The sequence below is a fragment of the Bradyrhizobium sp. USDA 3256 genome, from assembly GCF_054058275.1.
In genome coordinates this window covers 5,118,069-5,132,360 of the sequence record NZ_JBSSAE010000002.1, presented here as the reverse complement: position 1 = coordinate 5,132,360, position 14,292 = coordinate 5,118,069, and the positions used below count along the sequence as shown (strand labels likewise).

Here is a 14,292-nt window from a genome sequence, read left to right as displayed (position 1 = left end):
GTCCCGCGGCGCGCGGTGCGTCGTCTACGAGAACAGCGCGCGATGGTCGGCCAGGATGGCCCGCGCGGCATTGTGGCCGGGGGCGCCGGTGACGCCGCCGCCGGGATGGGCGCCGGAACCGCAATGGTAGAGACCCTTCAGCGGTCCGCGGTAGTCGGCATGGCCGAGCATCGGCCGCGCCGAGAACAATTGGTTCAATGTCAGCGCGCCGTGAAAGATGTCGCCGCCGAGCAGGCCGAATTGCCGCTCGAGGTCGAGCGGCGACAGGATCTGGCGGCCGATCACGCTGCCTGCGAACCCGGGCGCGTAGTGGTCGACGGTTGCGATCATCAGATCGGCGACCTCTTCGCGATGATCGTCCCACGATCTGCCGTCGGGCAGTTGCGGCGCGACGTGCTGGCAGAACAGGCTCGCGACATGCTGGCCCGGCGGGCTCAGGCTGTCGTCGAGCGTCGAGGGGATCAGCACCTCGACGACCGGCGCGCGGCTCCAGCCGAATTCGCGTGCATCGTGCCAGGCGCGATCCATGTAGCCGAGGCTCGGGGCGATGATGATCCCCGCCGTGAGGTGATCCCCTAGGCCGGGCAGCGCGGTGAACGAGGGCAGGGCATTTAGCGCCACATTCATCCTGAACGTGCCGGACCCGTTCTGCCATCGGGAGATGCGCGCGCGAAACTCGGGCGCCAATGCGCCTTCCGGCACCAGGCGTGTGTACAGCAGCTTCGGATTGACGTTCGAGACGACGTATTTGGCGCGCACGGTCTTGTCATTGTCGAGGATGACGCCGACGGCGCGCTGCTTCTCGACGATCACCTCGCGGACGGCCGCATCGGTTTCGATCTCGACGCCATGGCTGCGCGCGGCACGCGCCATCGCCTGCGTGATCGCGCCCATGCCGCCGATCGCGTGGCCCCAGACGCCCTTCTTGCCGTTCACCTCGCCGAACGCATGATGCAGCATCACATAGGCCGAGCCTGCCGCGTAGGGGCTGGCATAATTGCCGACGATGGCATCGAAGCCGAACAGCGCCTTGACGAGGTCGTTCTCGAAGCGCTCGTCGAGCATCTCGCCGGCCGATCGCGTGAACAGGTCGAGCAGATTGCGCTGCTGTTCCAGCGACAGCCGGCGCAGGATGTTGGCGGTGCCGAGCGCGTTGAAGGCCTCGCTGATCGCGCTGATGCCAAAGCCCTCGACGAGGTTCGGCGGTGCGCGCAGCACGAATTGCCGCAGCACGTCGGCGATGGCTTCGAGTTCCCCTGAGAACGCGTCGATTGTGGCGGCGTCCTTGCGGCTGAGCTTTTCGACCGACTCCCGGGTTCGGCCTTCGCCGGTCAAAAGATAGCTGCCGTCGGGCGAGGGGAGGAAGTTCTGCGCGCGCCGCTCGACGATCCTGAGGCCGTGATCGGCAAGTTTCAGGTCAGACATGATCTGCGGATTGAGCAGGCTCACCGTGTAGGCGGCGACCGAATTGCGGAAGCCCGGGAAAAATTCTTCGGTGACCGCGGCGCCGCCGACCACCTTGCGGCGTTCCACGACCTTCACGCGCAGCCCGGCCATCGCAAGATAGGCCGCGCAGGTGAGGCCGTTGTGCCCCGCACCGATGATAACGACGTCTGTTTCGTTCATGTCCGCTTCAAGAAGCAGTGATTAGAGCATGTGCTGTGGCGCCGCAGCGCCGCGTCGTCAAGTCCGCGTGACCGCCGTTTCTTGTCCGTGATAGTGCCGTATGCTCAACTGAAATCCTCCGGTGGGGTGCCACCGGACTGTCCGCCTCCGGCGCCCGCCGGGTCCATGCCGGAGCTTTCATGACGTCTGAGCCGACCGCCTCGCGCAACCGGCTGGTGCTGGTTGTCTACACCGCCGCGATCTTCGTCAGTGCCCTGTTGCTGTTCTCGGTGCAGCCGCTGTTCACCAAGATGGTGCTGCCGCGGCTCGGCGGCTCGCCGGCGGTGTGGTCGGTGGCGATGGTGTTCTTCCAGTCGCTGCTGCTCGGCGGCTACGCCTATGCGCATCTCTTGATGAAGCTGAACGGCCGTATTGCGCCGGTCGCGGTGCATCTGGTGCTGCTCGTCGTCGCGTTGCTGACCTTGCCGCTGGCGATCAGGAGCGGCTGGGGCGAGCCGCCGACGTCCGGTTATGCGGTCTGGCTGCTCGGCCTGTTCGCGGTTTCGATCGGCCTGCCGTTCTTCGCGCTCGCCGCCAACAATCCGCTGCTGCAGGCCTGGTTCGTGCGCACCGGACATCCCAACGGTCCCGATCCGTATTTCCTCTACGCATCCTCGAACATCGGCAGCTTCCTCGCGCTATTGTCCTATCCGGTGCTGCTCGAGCCGATGTTCACGTTGCGCACCCAGAACCTGATCTGGACCGGTGGTTATGGTCTGCTGATCATTCTGATCGCGAGTTGCGGCGTGCTGCTGTTGCGGTCGCCGGCCAATGCCGCCGCAATCGACATGCAGGTCGATGACGCCAATGCGCCGGCGCCGTCCTGGCCGCTGCGGGCGCGCTGGATCTTCCTCGCCGCGGTGCCGTCCGGCCTCCTGATCGCGGTGACGGCGCATATCTCGACCGACGTCGCCGCCGCGCCCCTGCTGTGGGTGCTGCCGCTGTCGCTGTATCTCTTGACCTGGGTGGTGGTGTTCCAGTCGCGGCCGCTATTGCCGCACAAATGGATGCTGCGGGCGCAGCCGCTGGCGATTGCCGGCGTCGTGATCCTGCTTGCGGTCGGCGGCGAGCAGAACCTGCTGCTCACGCTCGGTGGCCATCAGCTCTGCTTCTTCATCATCGCGATGGCCTGTCATGGCGAACTGGCGCGCACCCGCCCGGCGGCGAAATATCTCACCGGCTTCTACGTCGCGCTGTCGTTCGGCGGCATGGTCGGCGGCCTGTTCGCGGGGCTTATTGCGCCTTTTACTTTCTCGTGGGTCGCCGAATATCCGATCCTGCTGGCGCTCGCGGCGCTATGCCGTCCGCCCGGCGGCGCGGAGCGGCTGCCGCGCTGGAGCGCCTGGTACTGGCCGTTCCTCGCGGTGCTGGCGGTGGCGCTGATCGCGCCAAGCCATTCGGGGGGCGACATCTTCAACTGGTTCGACGTGCACCGGGTCTGGGTGATCGGTGCGGTCGGCGTGCTCTCGGCGCTGCTGGCGCTCGCGCTGAACGCCAATCGCCGGAAGATCTTCGCCACCGTCGTGGTCGCGCTGGTGGTGCTGCGTGCCTATCCATCCGACGACGGCCGCGTCGAAACGGTGCGCAGCTTCTTCGGCGTGCACAAGATCGTGGTGACGGCGAACGGGCAGTATCACGTGCTGATGCACGGCACCACGATCCATGGCGCCGAGAAGTTCAAGAACGATGACGGCACGCCGGTCGCCGGAAAGCCCGAACCGATCAGCTACTATCACAAGGACGGCGGCATCGGGCGGGCGATCACTGCAATCCGCGAGCGCAAGGGCGCGCCGCTGAAAGTGGCGGTGATCGGGCTCGGTTCGGGGACGCTGACCTGCGCGTCGGCCCCCGGCGAGGACTGGCGCTTCTTCGAGATCGACCAGTCGATGGTCGATACCGCGCGCGATCCGAAATACTTCACCTACATCCAGAACTGCGAGCCGAACCTCAAGCCCGTCATCGGCGACGCGCGGCTGACCTTCGCCAAGGAGCCGGACGGCGCCTACGATCTGATCATCGTCGACGCCTATTCGTCGGACGCGATCCCGATCCATCTCGCGACCGAGGAGGCGATGGCGATCTACAAGGAGAAGCTGGCGCCGCAGGGCGCGGTCGTGATGCACGTCTCCAACCGCCATCTCGAGCTTGCCAGCGTCGTGGTCGGCATCGCAGACGCCAACGACATGAAGAGCTGGGTCTACAGCGAGGATTCCGGCCGCGACAACGAGTACATCTTCTCGACCTCGGTCGTGGTCTCCGCGCGCGAGGAGGAAGACGTTGGCAAGCTCGCATCATCAGATGTCTGGACCGAGACCGAAGCCGACGAGAAGCAGCGGGTCTGGACCGACGACTATTCGAACGTGCTGGGAGCGGTGTACCGCCGACTGCGCGACGGCGAGCAGTAAAGCGATCTGTCGCCCGATAACTCTCTAGCGCTCCGCTACCAGCAGTCTGGCGAGCTGGGGCTTGACGATTGCGGCAAACACTCCGGGATCGGCGAAAGCCCTCGCCGAGAGCATCGCCCCATGAACCGATGCCATCAGCATCTGGGCCTCCTCGTGCGGCCGCTGGTCCAGCCGGAACAGATGCTGTTCCGCGCCGGCCTGCAGCACCGAGCTGAGCCATCCCGCAAGATGATGGAAATGGGCGCGGACGCGAGATGCGACCTCGTCCGGCAACATCGGCATCTCGCCGGCAAGCATCGCGCAGACGCAGAACGGCAGCGAGGCATCGCCGATACACGCCTGCCAGAAGTTCACGTAAGCCTGCAGTTGGTCGGTCGGGCTCGCGAATTGCTCCTGAAGCGACTTCAGGCCCCGCTCGGTCTGCTGCCGGTAGCGATCCACCAGCGCCGAGACCAGCTCGGCCTTGGTCGGGAAGTGATGGTGGATGCTCGCCTTCCGGATGCCGATGGCATCGGAGATGTCGGCATAGCTGAAGCCGTTATAGCCCCCCGCGACGATGAGGGGCTGCGCGACGTCGAGAATTTTTTCAGAAGTCGAAATCATCACGTTCACGTCATGCCTACCTTCCAGTAGGTAAATTAACAAGACAAATCAAGGCCTTCCTCTCCTCACAGGGCGTTCGAGCGCCAGATTGACTCGGAATTTTCATCTACCTACTAGTAGGAAGCCAAACAAGGAGCCTGTCAATGCAAAGCCACCTTTCGACCCAATCCACCTGGCTGCGATCCTATTATCTCGGGCGCGCCATCTTCTCGATCGCCTGGGTCGCCGCCGCCGTTCTGTTCAGCCGACAAGCCGGCCCTGCCGCGCTTCTGTTCGTGATCTACCCGGCGTGGGACGGCATCGCCAATCTGGCTGATGCCCGGGTCAATGGCGGTTTGAAGGCCAACCCATCCCAGGCCCTGAATGTCGCGGTCAGCGCGACCACGACGCTCGGCGTCATCGTGGCGCTCAGCCACAGCAGCAATGCCGTCCTGGCCGTGTTCGGGGTTTGGGCGATCCTCGCGGGCGTGCTGCAATTGTACACCGGCGTCAGGCGCTGGCGTCATTATGGCGCGCAATGGGCGATGATCCTGAGCGGCGCGCAGTCGGCACTCGCCGGCGGCTACATGATCAGCCAATCCATCGGCACCGTTGCGCCGACCATTCTCGACGTCGCTCCCTATGCGGGCTTCGGCGCGTTCTATTTCCTGCTTTCCGCAATCTGGCTCGTTGCCGCCGGCTATCGCCACGCGCGCGCCTAGAGTCAAAGCAAGAAGCTAGAGCTCCGTTCCGATTCAATCGGAACGGAGAGCTGTCCGGCAGCACCGGAGAGCGCGAGCTCGCCTTCAGCGCGACGCGGCTATTTGTTCTCTGGCGGCGCTGTACCCGCGGAGGCGGGCGTCGAGGCGGCGAGCAGCGGCATCGTCGGCGTGTTCCCGCCGGCATCCTCGTCGAGGAATTGCTCCACGCCGGCCTGGATCGACGACTTCGCGCTGTCCGGGCCGCGGTCGCTGAGATCGTTGTGCTGGAATTCGGTTCTGACCACCTTGATGCCGAGTCTCGCGCAGGTCTCGTCGTCGGGCACCACGCCCGGATCGGCCTTGAACACCGGATCCCTGGAGCGGAACGAGAGGATCTTGATCCTGCCGTCGGTGATGAAGGGGACGCGCAGATTGTCCAGCGTGACGACCTTCTTGACCAGGTCGGGATGCTGCTTGGCGAAGAACATCGAGATGTCGCCGCCGTTGGAATGGCCGATCAATGTCAGCTGGCGATAGTTTGCGTTCGGATAGACCTTCTTGAGCTCGTCGATCGCATACATGATGTTGAAGACGCCGCGATTGTACTGCATGCGGCGGCCGACATATTCCTCGCCGACCTTGGTGACCATCGGCGCGTCGGTGTCGAGATCATGCTGAATGCTGATCACGAGGTAACCGCGCGACGCGAACAAATTGGTGAGGAACGAGTACTCGGTGTTCTTGACGGTGTTGCCGTGGCTCAGGATCGCGACCGGCAGCTCGATCATCTCGGCCATCGCCTGCATTTGCCGGTCGCGGCGCACCGCGACCTCGACCGTGACGTTGCGGTCGTCGCGCAGAACGTCGTGGAACGTCAGCGTCGTGTGACGGATGGCCCATCTGTCCGTCGTGAAATAAGCGGCCATCGCCACGATGCACAGGCAAAGGACAACGATGCCCCGTTTCATGTCGACCCCTGATCTTGCCTACGTGACCCGCGCTTCTCGCCCTGATTTCATCGGGAATGCCGCGTGAATCGGCCTCCGGGGGCCAGGCGGGCGCTTGTGCCGCCGAATATCGGGCTAGTTTTACAATCAGATGACGACGCGACGACGGGCCACGGCGCACGATGACGAGCGGCCTTTGCGACGGTCACAAGCGGGTGAGGGGAGCGTGAACTGACGGCGCGCTGCCTGCGGCGCCGTCAGCGGACGAGGAGCGCGCGGCAGATTTCTTTTGACGCGTTTTCTTGACGCGAACCGGCGCCCACTTCGCTCGAAAACGCTCTAGTCCTGATAGGTGTTGCCGTAAAAGCTGCGCGGCTGATAGGCGGGGCGCGGCTGGTAGTAGCCCTGCGGCGCCGGCGCGTAGCCCTGATTGCCGTAATATTGCGGCTGCTGGCCATAGGCCTGCGCGTCGTAGACGCGGCGGCTTGACGGCGGTGCCGGATAGCGGCGATCGGTCGAACTGCCGTCGGCCGGATAAATGTAGCCGTCGTCGGTGCGGGCCTGCGCCGGATAGTCTCGCGGCTGCGGCGTCAGCACGACCGGATCGCCGGCGGCGCCGGTGCCGTACTGCTCGTCATATTGCTGCGGCGCGCGGCGGGCGACGGCGGTGCCGTTGCGCCCACGCGGATTGCGCGCCAGCGCGACCTGCGACGAGCCGGTCAGCGTCACGGTGGTGTTGAGCACGCCTTCCTTCTGGACCAGCGAGTAAAGCGTGGTTGCGTTGTCGCGCGACAGCCGCACGCAGCCATGCGAGGCCGGCGTGCCGAGGCGGCTCACCGAGTCGGTGCCGTGAATCGCGTGCCCGATCTTGGTGAAGAAGATCGAGTGCGGCATCGGCGCGTCGTCGAATTCCTTGGAGTAGTGATCCTCTTCCATGCGGAAGGCGCGGAAGCTGCCGTTCGGCGTTTCGCGCGACGGGATGCCGGTCGAGACCGGCCAGTGATAGCGCGCGACGCCGTCGACCGCGACGGTCATCTGCTGGTTGTCCTTGTCGATGGTGATATCGACCTTAGCCTGTGCGGCGCCGGCGGTGAAGAGCATCACGGACGTGAGCGCAATGAGGAACGAACGCATTTTACCTTTGGCCTCCAGGCCTGCTCGCGAAGCCGCGGCTCTCCGTCCCCGGCAATCAATATGCACGGAATCCGAACTTGGTTCCAGTGGCGGGCCAAGGCCGTGATCAAGCGCCATGGTTAATCCCGCGCGCGGCGCAAACAAGGCCGAAGCCGGGCCTGCCTGTCACGGCGGGCTGACTTTTTCGCGAGCGGGCCGCGACGACGGCCGCGACTGGTCTCCGACACGCAACCATTTGAGCGCATGGGCGTTTAACAGTCCCCGCCCGGCGGCGCGTTCGCGCCGCGCATCAAGGAATCCAGATGAACAACACCAAGGTGAAGACCGCGGCCGTCGTCCCAGCCGGCCTCTCCGCGCGGCTCCTGCTTGCGGCCGCAGCCCTCGCTTTGACGCTGGTCGCAGCCCCGCATGCCGGCCATGCCCAAGGCATCGTCCGCGGCGCCCATGAGGGCGCCTATGAGGGCAACCGGGTCGCCGGTCCGGTGGGCGGCGTGGTCGGCGGTGCCGTCGGCGCCGGTGTCGGTGGCGCCATGGGCGCGGTAAAGGGCGTGTTCGGCATCCCGGATCGCGGTTACCGCCGTGGCCACCGCTGCCGCGGCTATTACCGCCACGGCTATTTCCACTGCTACTGATCGTTGAAGAACCTGTAGCCCGGATGGAGCCAACGGGTCGCGCGAACGCGGGCCCGATGACAGGCTCCGCGAAATCCGGGTTCTGCAGGCTTGGCAATAAGGTCCCGGATTGCGCTTCGCTCCATCCGGGCTACTGAAGCTTATTCAGTTCTTCAGCCGGTAGCCGGTCCTGAAGATCCACCCCACGATGGCCATGCAGGCGACCAGGAAGCCCACGGTCATGCCGAGACTCAGCGGCACGCTGACATCGGCGATCTCGTAGAAGCTCCAGCGGAAGCCGGAGATCAGATAGACCACGGGATTGAGCAGCGTGATGGTGCGCCAGCCCGACGGCAGCATGTTCACCGAATAGAAGCTGCCGCCGAGGAAGGTCAGCGGCGTCACCACCAGCATCGGGATCATCTGCAGCTTCTCGAAGCCGTCGGCCCAGATGCCGATGATGAAGCCGAACAGGCTAAAGGTGACCGCCGTCAGCATCAGGAACGTCAGCATCCACACCGGATGCTGGATATGCAAGGGGACGAAAAGTCCGGCGGTCGCCAGGATGATCAGGCCGAGGATGATCGACTTGGTGGCGGCGGCGCCGACATAGCCGATGACGATCTCGAAATAGGAGATCGGCGCCGACAGGATCTCGTAGATCGTGCCGACGAATTTCGGGAAGTAGATGCCGAACGAGGCGTTGGAGATGCTCTGAGTCAGCACCGACAGCATCACGAGCCCCGGCACGATGAAGGTGCCGTAGCTGACGCCCTCGACCTCGGTGATGCGCGAGCCGATCGCGGCGCCGAACACCACGAAATACAGCGAGGTCGACACCACCGGCGAGACGATGCTCTGCAGCAGCGTGCGCCAGGTGCGCGCCATTTCGAACAGATAGATGGCCCGGATTGCGCGGTAGTTCATGGCGCCCTCACGAGGCTGACGAAGATGTCTTCGAGGGAGCTTTGTTTGGTATCGAGATCGGAGATGCGGATGCCGGCATTGCGGAGATCGTTGAGCAGGCTGGTGATGCCGGTGCGATCGCCCTTGGTATCGTAGTCATAGGTCACGGTGCGGCCGTCGTCGGACAGTTCGAGATTGTAGGCAGACAGAACATCGGGAATGGCCTCGAGCTTGTTCTGCAATTGCAGCGTCAGCTCCTTCCTGCCGAGCTTCTGCATCAAGGTCGCCTTGTCCTCGATCAGGATGATCTCGCCCTTGTTGATGACGCCGATGCGGTCGGCCATCTCCTCGGCTTCCTCGATGTAGTGCGTGGTCAGGATGATGGTGACGCCGGCCGCCTGCAGCGTGCGGACAACTTCCCACATGCCCTTGCGCAATTCGACGTCGACCCCGGCGGTCGGCTCGTCGAGGAACAGGATCTGCGGCTCGTGCGACAGCGCCTTGGCGATCATCACGCGGCGCTTCATGCCGCCGGACAGCGTGATGATCTTGTCGTCCTTCTTGTCCCACAGCGACAGGTCGCGCAGCACCTTCTCGATATGGGCGGGGTTCTTCGGCTTGCCGAACAGGCCGCGGCTGAAGCTGACGGTCGCCCACACCGACTCGAACGCGTCGGTGTGCAGCTCCTGCGGAACCAGCCCGATCATCGACCGCGCCGCGCGATAGTCGGCGATGATGTCGTGCCCGCCGATCGTGATGCGGCCCTCGCTCGGATTGGCGATGCCGCAGATGATGCTGATCAGCGTGGTCTTGCCGGCGCCGTTCGGCCCGAGCAGCGCGAAGATCTCGCCCTTGACGATATCGAGATTGATGCCCTTCAGCGCCTTGAAGCCGGAGCCATAGGTTTTCGAAAGATTGGAAACGGAGATGATCGGCGACATGAAGAGTCGGTGAGCGTGAGGGAGGGGGTGCGCGCGGATTGGGGCCCGGGCGGGATGCGGGTCAAGCGCAGATAGGGACGTATGATCCGTTCTGCAATCACCCGCCGGGGCAGAAAATTCATTCTGCGGTATGGCGGAAAGGCCGCGCTAGTGCTTCTTGGCTGATTTCGCCGGCTTCTTGGCGGCGGCCGCCGGGGCCGGGTGCGCGGGCGGCGCGCTGTCGGCGACCTTCGCGACCAGCATGATCTGCACCTGGTTGTTGACCGGCGCGTTGGGTTTGGTCGGGTCGAGCAACTGCTCTTCGCCAAGCCCGACCGATTGCAGGCGCTTCGCGGTGATCTTGAAGGTGTTGACCAGGATGTCGCGGATCGCGTCGGCGCGCCGCTGGCTCAGCAGCACATTGTTCTCGCGTCGTCCGGTCGATTCGATGTGGCCGACGATCAGGAAGGTGTAGGGCAGCAGCGAGGAGTGCGTCAGCGCATCGGCAATCCGCCCGACCGTCTGATACGATTCCGGCAGCACGATCGGCGTGTCGACGTCGAACGCGATGTCGACGTTGAACGTCGGCAGCTTGGTCAGATCTGGAGCGATCGGCGGCCGCTTCGAGGGCGGTGGCTCGTTCTTCGATCGCGACTTCGATCGTTCGGCCACCTGCTGGCGCAGCGCGGGGACATCGATCTCGGCATCTGTCTCGTAATGATTGAGCTTGGCGATGACGTCGTCGCGCGTGATGGCGGTCTGTGCACGCCCCAGTGAAATCGGCATCACCAGCAAAGCCAGCGTGCCCAGCAGGGCCAAAAGGCCAGGATCGCGCAAGCCTCGCCTCGACAGCCGCATCATTGATACCCCGCGTCATTGATCGCCTGGGTGCAGTTGCGGCTGAGGCCCTTGGCGCTGACGAGGCAGGGCACCGACTTGCTGGTCTCCTTGGTCGAGCCGCCGCAAACCTTGACGATCTCGCGGGTGCAGGCATTCGCAACGGTGACGCGCGCCGCGATCCGCTTCTGGATCGCATCGAGGGTGGAGAAGTAGCTCTCCTTGCACTGCGGCGATATCACGTCGCGGTTGCGCGACAGGCATTCCTTGAGGCGGTTGGAGTCGAGATTGACGCCGCGGCAGTTGGCGGTGATGTCGGCGCCGCAGGCCTTGGCCAGTTGCGCTGCAGAATCGCCAAAGCTCATCGTCTCCGCGACCGCCAGCGACGGCGCAGTGAGCGCGATGACAAAAAGGAAAACCCCTCCCCGGACCATGGGGCCATCTCAACCCATGAAATCAACTGGGGTCAAGGGCTACCAACAGAGAAGGCCGCCAAAGAAGGTCGCCAAAGAAGGTCGCTATGTCACACCCGTTCCACAAAGCTGTCGACCACCTTCTTCTCGCCGGCCTTTTCGAAGGCGATGGTCAGCTTGTTGCCGTCGATCTTCACCACATGGCCGTAGCCGAATTTCTGGTGAAATACCCGGTCGTCCAGCGAAAAATCCGACGTTGTGCCGGTGGACTTCGCCACCAGCTCGCCCTCGATCACCATCGGGCCGCGCTTGGTGCGATTGAAGCTTTCGGAGGAAAAGGAGGATTGCCGCTCCTCGAAGCCGCTGCCGCTACGGCCCCCGCCGCGGTTGCGGTTGGCCTGGGCGCGCTGCCAGCCCGGGGTCGAATAGCTCGAGCCGAATGATTCGAGGTTGTCGAAGCGCGAGGCGCCGTAACCGCCGCTGCCGCCCCAGCCCGATCCGCCCTTGGATTCGGTGATTTCGACATTGTGCGCCGGCAGCTCGTCGAGGAAGCGCGAGGGAATCGTGGTCGACCAGGTGCCATGGATGCGGCGGTTGGTGGCGAAGTAGATTTTTGCGCGGCGGCGCGCCCGGGTCAGCCCGACATGGGCGAGGCGGCGCTCCTCCTCGAGCCCGGCGCGGCCCTGTTCGTCAAGCGTGCGCTGGCTCGGAAACAGGCCTTCCTCCCAGCCCGGCAGGAAGACGTTGTCGAATTCCAGCCCCTTCGCCGAATGCAGCGTCATCAGCGACACCGCCTCGTCGCCGGCATCGCCGTCGCGGTCCATCACCAGCGAGATATGTTCGAGAAACCCTTGCAGGTTCTCGAATTCCTCCATCGAGCGCACCAGCTCCTTGAGGTTCTCCAGCCGGCCGGCGGCATCAGCCGAGCGGTCCTTCTGCCACATCTCGGTGTAGCCGCTCTCGTCGAGCACGATCTCGGCGAGCTCGGTATGCGAGGTGACCTCGCGCTGGGCGCGCCAGCGGTCGAACTGCATGACGAGATCGCGCAAGGAGCCGCGCGCCTTCGGCTTCAGCTCGTCGGTCTCGACCACGGCGCGCGCCGCCTCGAACAGCGGAATGCGGCGCTTGCGGGCATGGTCGTGCAGCAGCTGCACGGTGGCGTCGCCGAGTCCCCGTTTGGGCACGTTGACGATGCGCTCGAAGGCGAGATCGTCGGCCGGCGAATTGATGGTGCGCAAATAGGCCAGCGCATCGCGGATTTCGGCGCGCTCGTAGAAACGGGGGCCGCCGATCACGCGGTAGGGCAGGCCGAGCGTGACGAAGCGGTCTTCGAACTCGCGCATCTGGAACGAGGCGCGCACCAGGATGGCGACGTCGTTGAGGTTTTCACCTGTGCGCTGCAGCTCCTCGAGCTCCTCGCCGATCGCGCGCGCTTCCTCTTCCGAATCCCAGGAGCCGGTGACGGTGACCTTCTCGCCGTCGACATCCTCGGTGCGCAGCGTCTTGCCGAGCCGGCCTTCATTATGCGCGATCAGATGCGAGGCCGCGGCCAGGATGTGGCCGGTGGAGCGGTAATTGCGCTCGAGGCGGATGACCTTGGCGCCGGGGAAATCGTGCTCGAAGCGCAGGATGTTGTCGACCTCGGCGCCGCGCCAGCCATAGATCGACTGGTCGTCGTCGCCGACGCAGCAGATGTTCTTCGGTGGCGAGGCGGAGGCTGCAGCCGCGTTCTCCGTCATTCCGGGATGCGCCGTAGGGGCAGACCCGGAATCTCGAGCTGAGTCCTCATGACCTCTGGATTCCGGGTTCGCATCTTCGATGCGCCCCGGAATGACGTCGGCAAGGCGACGCTCCGGCCGCGACGGCGCCTGCGACAGCAGGCGCAGCCACAGATACTGCGCGACGTTGGTGTCCTGATATTCGTCGACCAGGATGAACCTGAAGCGGTTCTGGTACTGCCGCAGCACATCGGGATTTTCGCGGAACAGCCGGATGTTCTCGAGCAGCAGGTCGCCGAAATCGGCCGCGTTGAGGATCTTCAATCGCTCCTGATAGGTCGCGTAGATCTTGCCGCCCTTGCCGTTGCCAAACGAGGCGGCTTCGCCCGCCGGCACCTGCGACGGCGACAATCCGCGGTTCTTCCAGCCGTCGATCAGGCCGGCCAGCATCCGCGCGGGCCAGCGCTTGTCGTCGATGTTATCGGCCTGCAGCAATTGCTTCAACAGCCGCACCTGGTCGTCGACGTCGAGCACCGTGAAGTTGGATTTCAACTGCACCAGCTCGGCATGGATGCGCAGGATGCGGCCGCCGATCGAGTGGAAGGTGCCGAGCCACGGCATGCCCTCGACCGCCTGGCCGAGCATCTGCCCGAGCCGCAGCTTCATCTCGCGCGCTGCCTTGTTGGTGAAGGTCACCGACAGGATCTCGTGCGGCCGCGCGCGGCCCTGGCTCAGGATATGCGCGATGCGCGTCGTCAGGACGCGGGTCTTGCCGGTACCGGCGCCGGCAAGCACCAGCACCGGACCGTCGAGCGTCTCGACCGCCTCGCGCTGCTCCGGATTGAGGCCGCTCAGATATTGCGGACCGGCCGCCGCCCGCGCACGCGCGGCGATGCCGCCAGCCGCCGGCTGGTGCTCGGGAACGCCGTGATGGGGCAATTTGCTCGGCTCGGTCATTGGCGAATCGTCTCGGCCCCACGATGGCACCGCAGGATGGTGAAGGGGAGCCTTCTTAACAGGGATTGAAGGCCATATAGGGCCTGATCGGCCGTTTTGACAGGTTTTATCGCGGCTGACGGGAACGCTTTTGGCAGCAGCCCGCACTCGATCCCGGTTCCGGAAATCGGCGAAAATTTCGCGGTTTCATGCTCAGGAACCAGCATTTCCCCGCCGGATTGTTTCAACGGGTGCGGCGCCGGGCAGAGGTCCGCGCCAAGCAACAACAGGGAAAACGAAGCGGAGTTTTGATCATGCTGAGCTGGGTCGTCACGTTCCTGGTCATCGCCCTGATCGCGGGCATTTTGGGCTTTGGCGGCATCGCCGGCGCCTCCGTCGAAATCGCCAAGGCGATCTTCTTCATCGCCGTCATCCTGTTTCTGGTGTCGGCGGTGGTCGGATTGGTGCGCGGTCGCACAAGGGTCTAGCGAGGCCGCCAACCGGCGGCCGCTTCGCT

The 14,292-nt window shown here is 64.5% G+C and carries 13 protein-coding genes; 4 read left to right on the top strand and 9 right to left on the bottom strand.

The window, feature by feature from the left end:
* Positions 1 to 24: 24 nt before the first annotated feature.
* On the bottom strand, positions 25 to 1,626 hold the full coding sequence (locus ACVWY5_RS26245) for a phytoene desaturase family protein (RefSeq protein WP_028332528.1): 1,602 nt from the start codon (positions 1,624 to 1,626) through the stop codon (positions 25 to 27).
* A gap of 179 nt (positions 1,627 to 1,805) precedes the next feature.
* Here ACVWY5_RS26245 and ACVWY5_RS26240 point away from each other — a divergent pair, with 179 nt between their 5' ends.
* Positions 1,806 to 4,070, top strand: a complete 2,265-nt coding sequence (locus tag ACVWY5_RS26240) for a spermidine synthase (RefSeq protein ID WP_028332527.1) — start codon at positions 1,806 to 1,808, stop codon at positions 4,068 to 4,070.
* A gap of 24 nt (positions 4,071 to 4,094) precedes the next feature.
* Here ACVWY5_RS26240 and ACVWY5_RS26235 read toward each other — a convergent pair whose 3' ends face one another.
* Entirely contained in the window at positions 4,095 to 4,682 is a 588-nt protein-coding gene (locus tag ACVWY5_RS26235; protein ID WP_028332526.1) for a TetR/AcrR family transcriptional regulator, read from the bottom strand.
* 134 nt (positions 4,683 to 4,816) lie between these two features.
* Here ACVWY5_RS26235 and ACVWY5_RS26230 point away from each other — a divergent pair, with 134 nt between their 5' ends.
* Entirely contained in the window at positions 4,817 to 5,374 is a 558-nt protein-coding gene (locus tag ACVWY5_RS26230) for a DUF308 domain-containing protein (RefSeq protein WP_028332525.1), read from the top strand.
* Between the two features lie 98 nt (positions 5,375 to 5,472).
* Here the strand turns inward: ACVWY5_RS26230 and ACVWY5_RS26225 are convergent, their stop codons facing one another.
* A complete protein-coding gene (locus ACVWY5_RS26225; RefSeq protein ID WP_028332524.1) occupies positions 5,473 to 6,321 on the bottom strand; it encodes an alpha/beta fold hydrolase in 849 nt (282 codons plus the stop codon).
* 318 nt (positions 6,322 to 6,639) lie between these two features.
* Positions 6,640 to 7,434 carry a L,D-transpeptidase gene (locus tag ACVWY5_RS26220; protein WP_028332523.1) on the bottom strand — a complete coding sequence of 265 codons (795 nt, stop codon included), beginning with the start codon at positions 7,432 to 7,434 and terminating at the stop codon, positions 6,640 to 6,642.
* A 302-nt stretch (positions 7,435 to 7,736) separates the two neighbouring features.
* On the opposite strand from ACVWY5_RS26220, the gene ACVWY5_RS26215 reads away from it, so the two are divergent.
* Positions 7,737 to 8,066, top strand: a complete 330-nt coding sequence (locus ACVWY5_RS26215) for a hypothetical protein (protein WP_028332522.1) — start codon at positions 7,737 to 7,739, stop codon at positions 8,064 to 8,066.
* Positions 8,067 to 8,210: 144 nt separating this feature from the next.
* On the opposite strand, the gene ACVWY5_RS26210 is transcribed toward ACVWY5_RS26215, so the two are convergent.
* From ACVWY5_RS26210 to ACVWY5_RS26190, 5 genes are all read right to left on the bottom strand, one after another.
* Entirely contained in the window at positions 8,211 to 8,972 is a 762-nt protein-coding gene (locus tag ACVWY5_RS26210) for an ABC transporter permease (protein WP_028332521.1), read from the bottom strand.
* Complete coding sequence (locus ACVWY5_RS26205; protein WP_028332520.1) at positions 8,969 to 9,892, bottom strand: ABC transporter ATP-binding protein; 924 nt, start codon at positions 9,890 to 9,892, stop codon at positions 8,969 to 8,971. Before ACVWY5_RS26205 ends, ACVWY5_RS26210 begins: the two co-directional genes overlap by 4 nt.
* Positions 9,893 to 10,039: 147 nt before the next feature.
* Positions 10,040 to 10,732 carry an OmpA family protein gene (locus tag ACVWY5_RS26200; protein ID WP_028332519.1) on the bottom strand — a complete coding sequence of 231 codons (693 nt, stop codon included), beginning with the start codon at positions 10,730 to 10,732 and terminating at the stop codon, positions 10,040 to 10,042.
* Positions 10,729 to 11,142: a hypothetical protein gene (locus ACVWY5_RS26195; RefSeq protein ID WP_028332518.1), complete on the bottom strand. Its 414-nt coding sequence runs from the start codon at positions 11,140 to 11,142 to the stop codon at positions 10,729 to 10,731. The genes ACVWY5_RS26200 and ACVWY5_RS26195 overlap by 4 nt, the downstream gene beginning before the upstream one ends.
* An 89-nt stretch (positions 11,143 to 11,231) precedes the next feature.
* Positions 11,232 to 13,796, bottom strand: a complete 2,565-nt coding sequence (locus ACVWY5_RS26190; protein ID WP_028332517.1) for a UvrD-helicase domain-containing protein — start codon at positions 13,794 to 13,796, stop codon at positions 11,232 to 11,234.
* A 293-nt stretch (positions 13,797 to 14,089) separates the two neighbouring features.
* On the opposite strand from ACVWY5_RS26190, the gene ACVWY5_RS26185 reads away from it, so the two are divergent.
* Entirely contained in the window at positions 14,090 to 14,263 is a 174-nt protein-coding gene (locus tag ACVWY5_RS26185) for a DUF1328 domain-containing protein (protein WP_016846258.1), read from the top strand.
* The last annotated feature ends 29 nt before the right edge of the window (positions 14,264 to 14,292 follow it).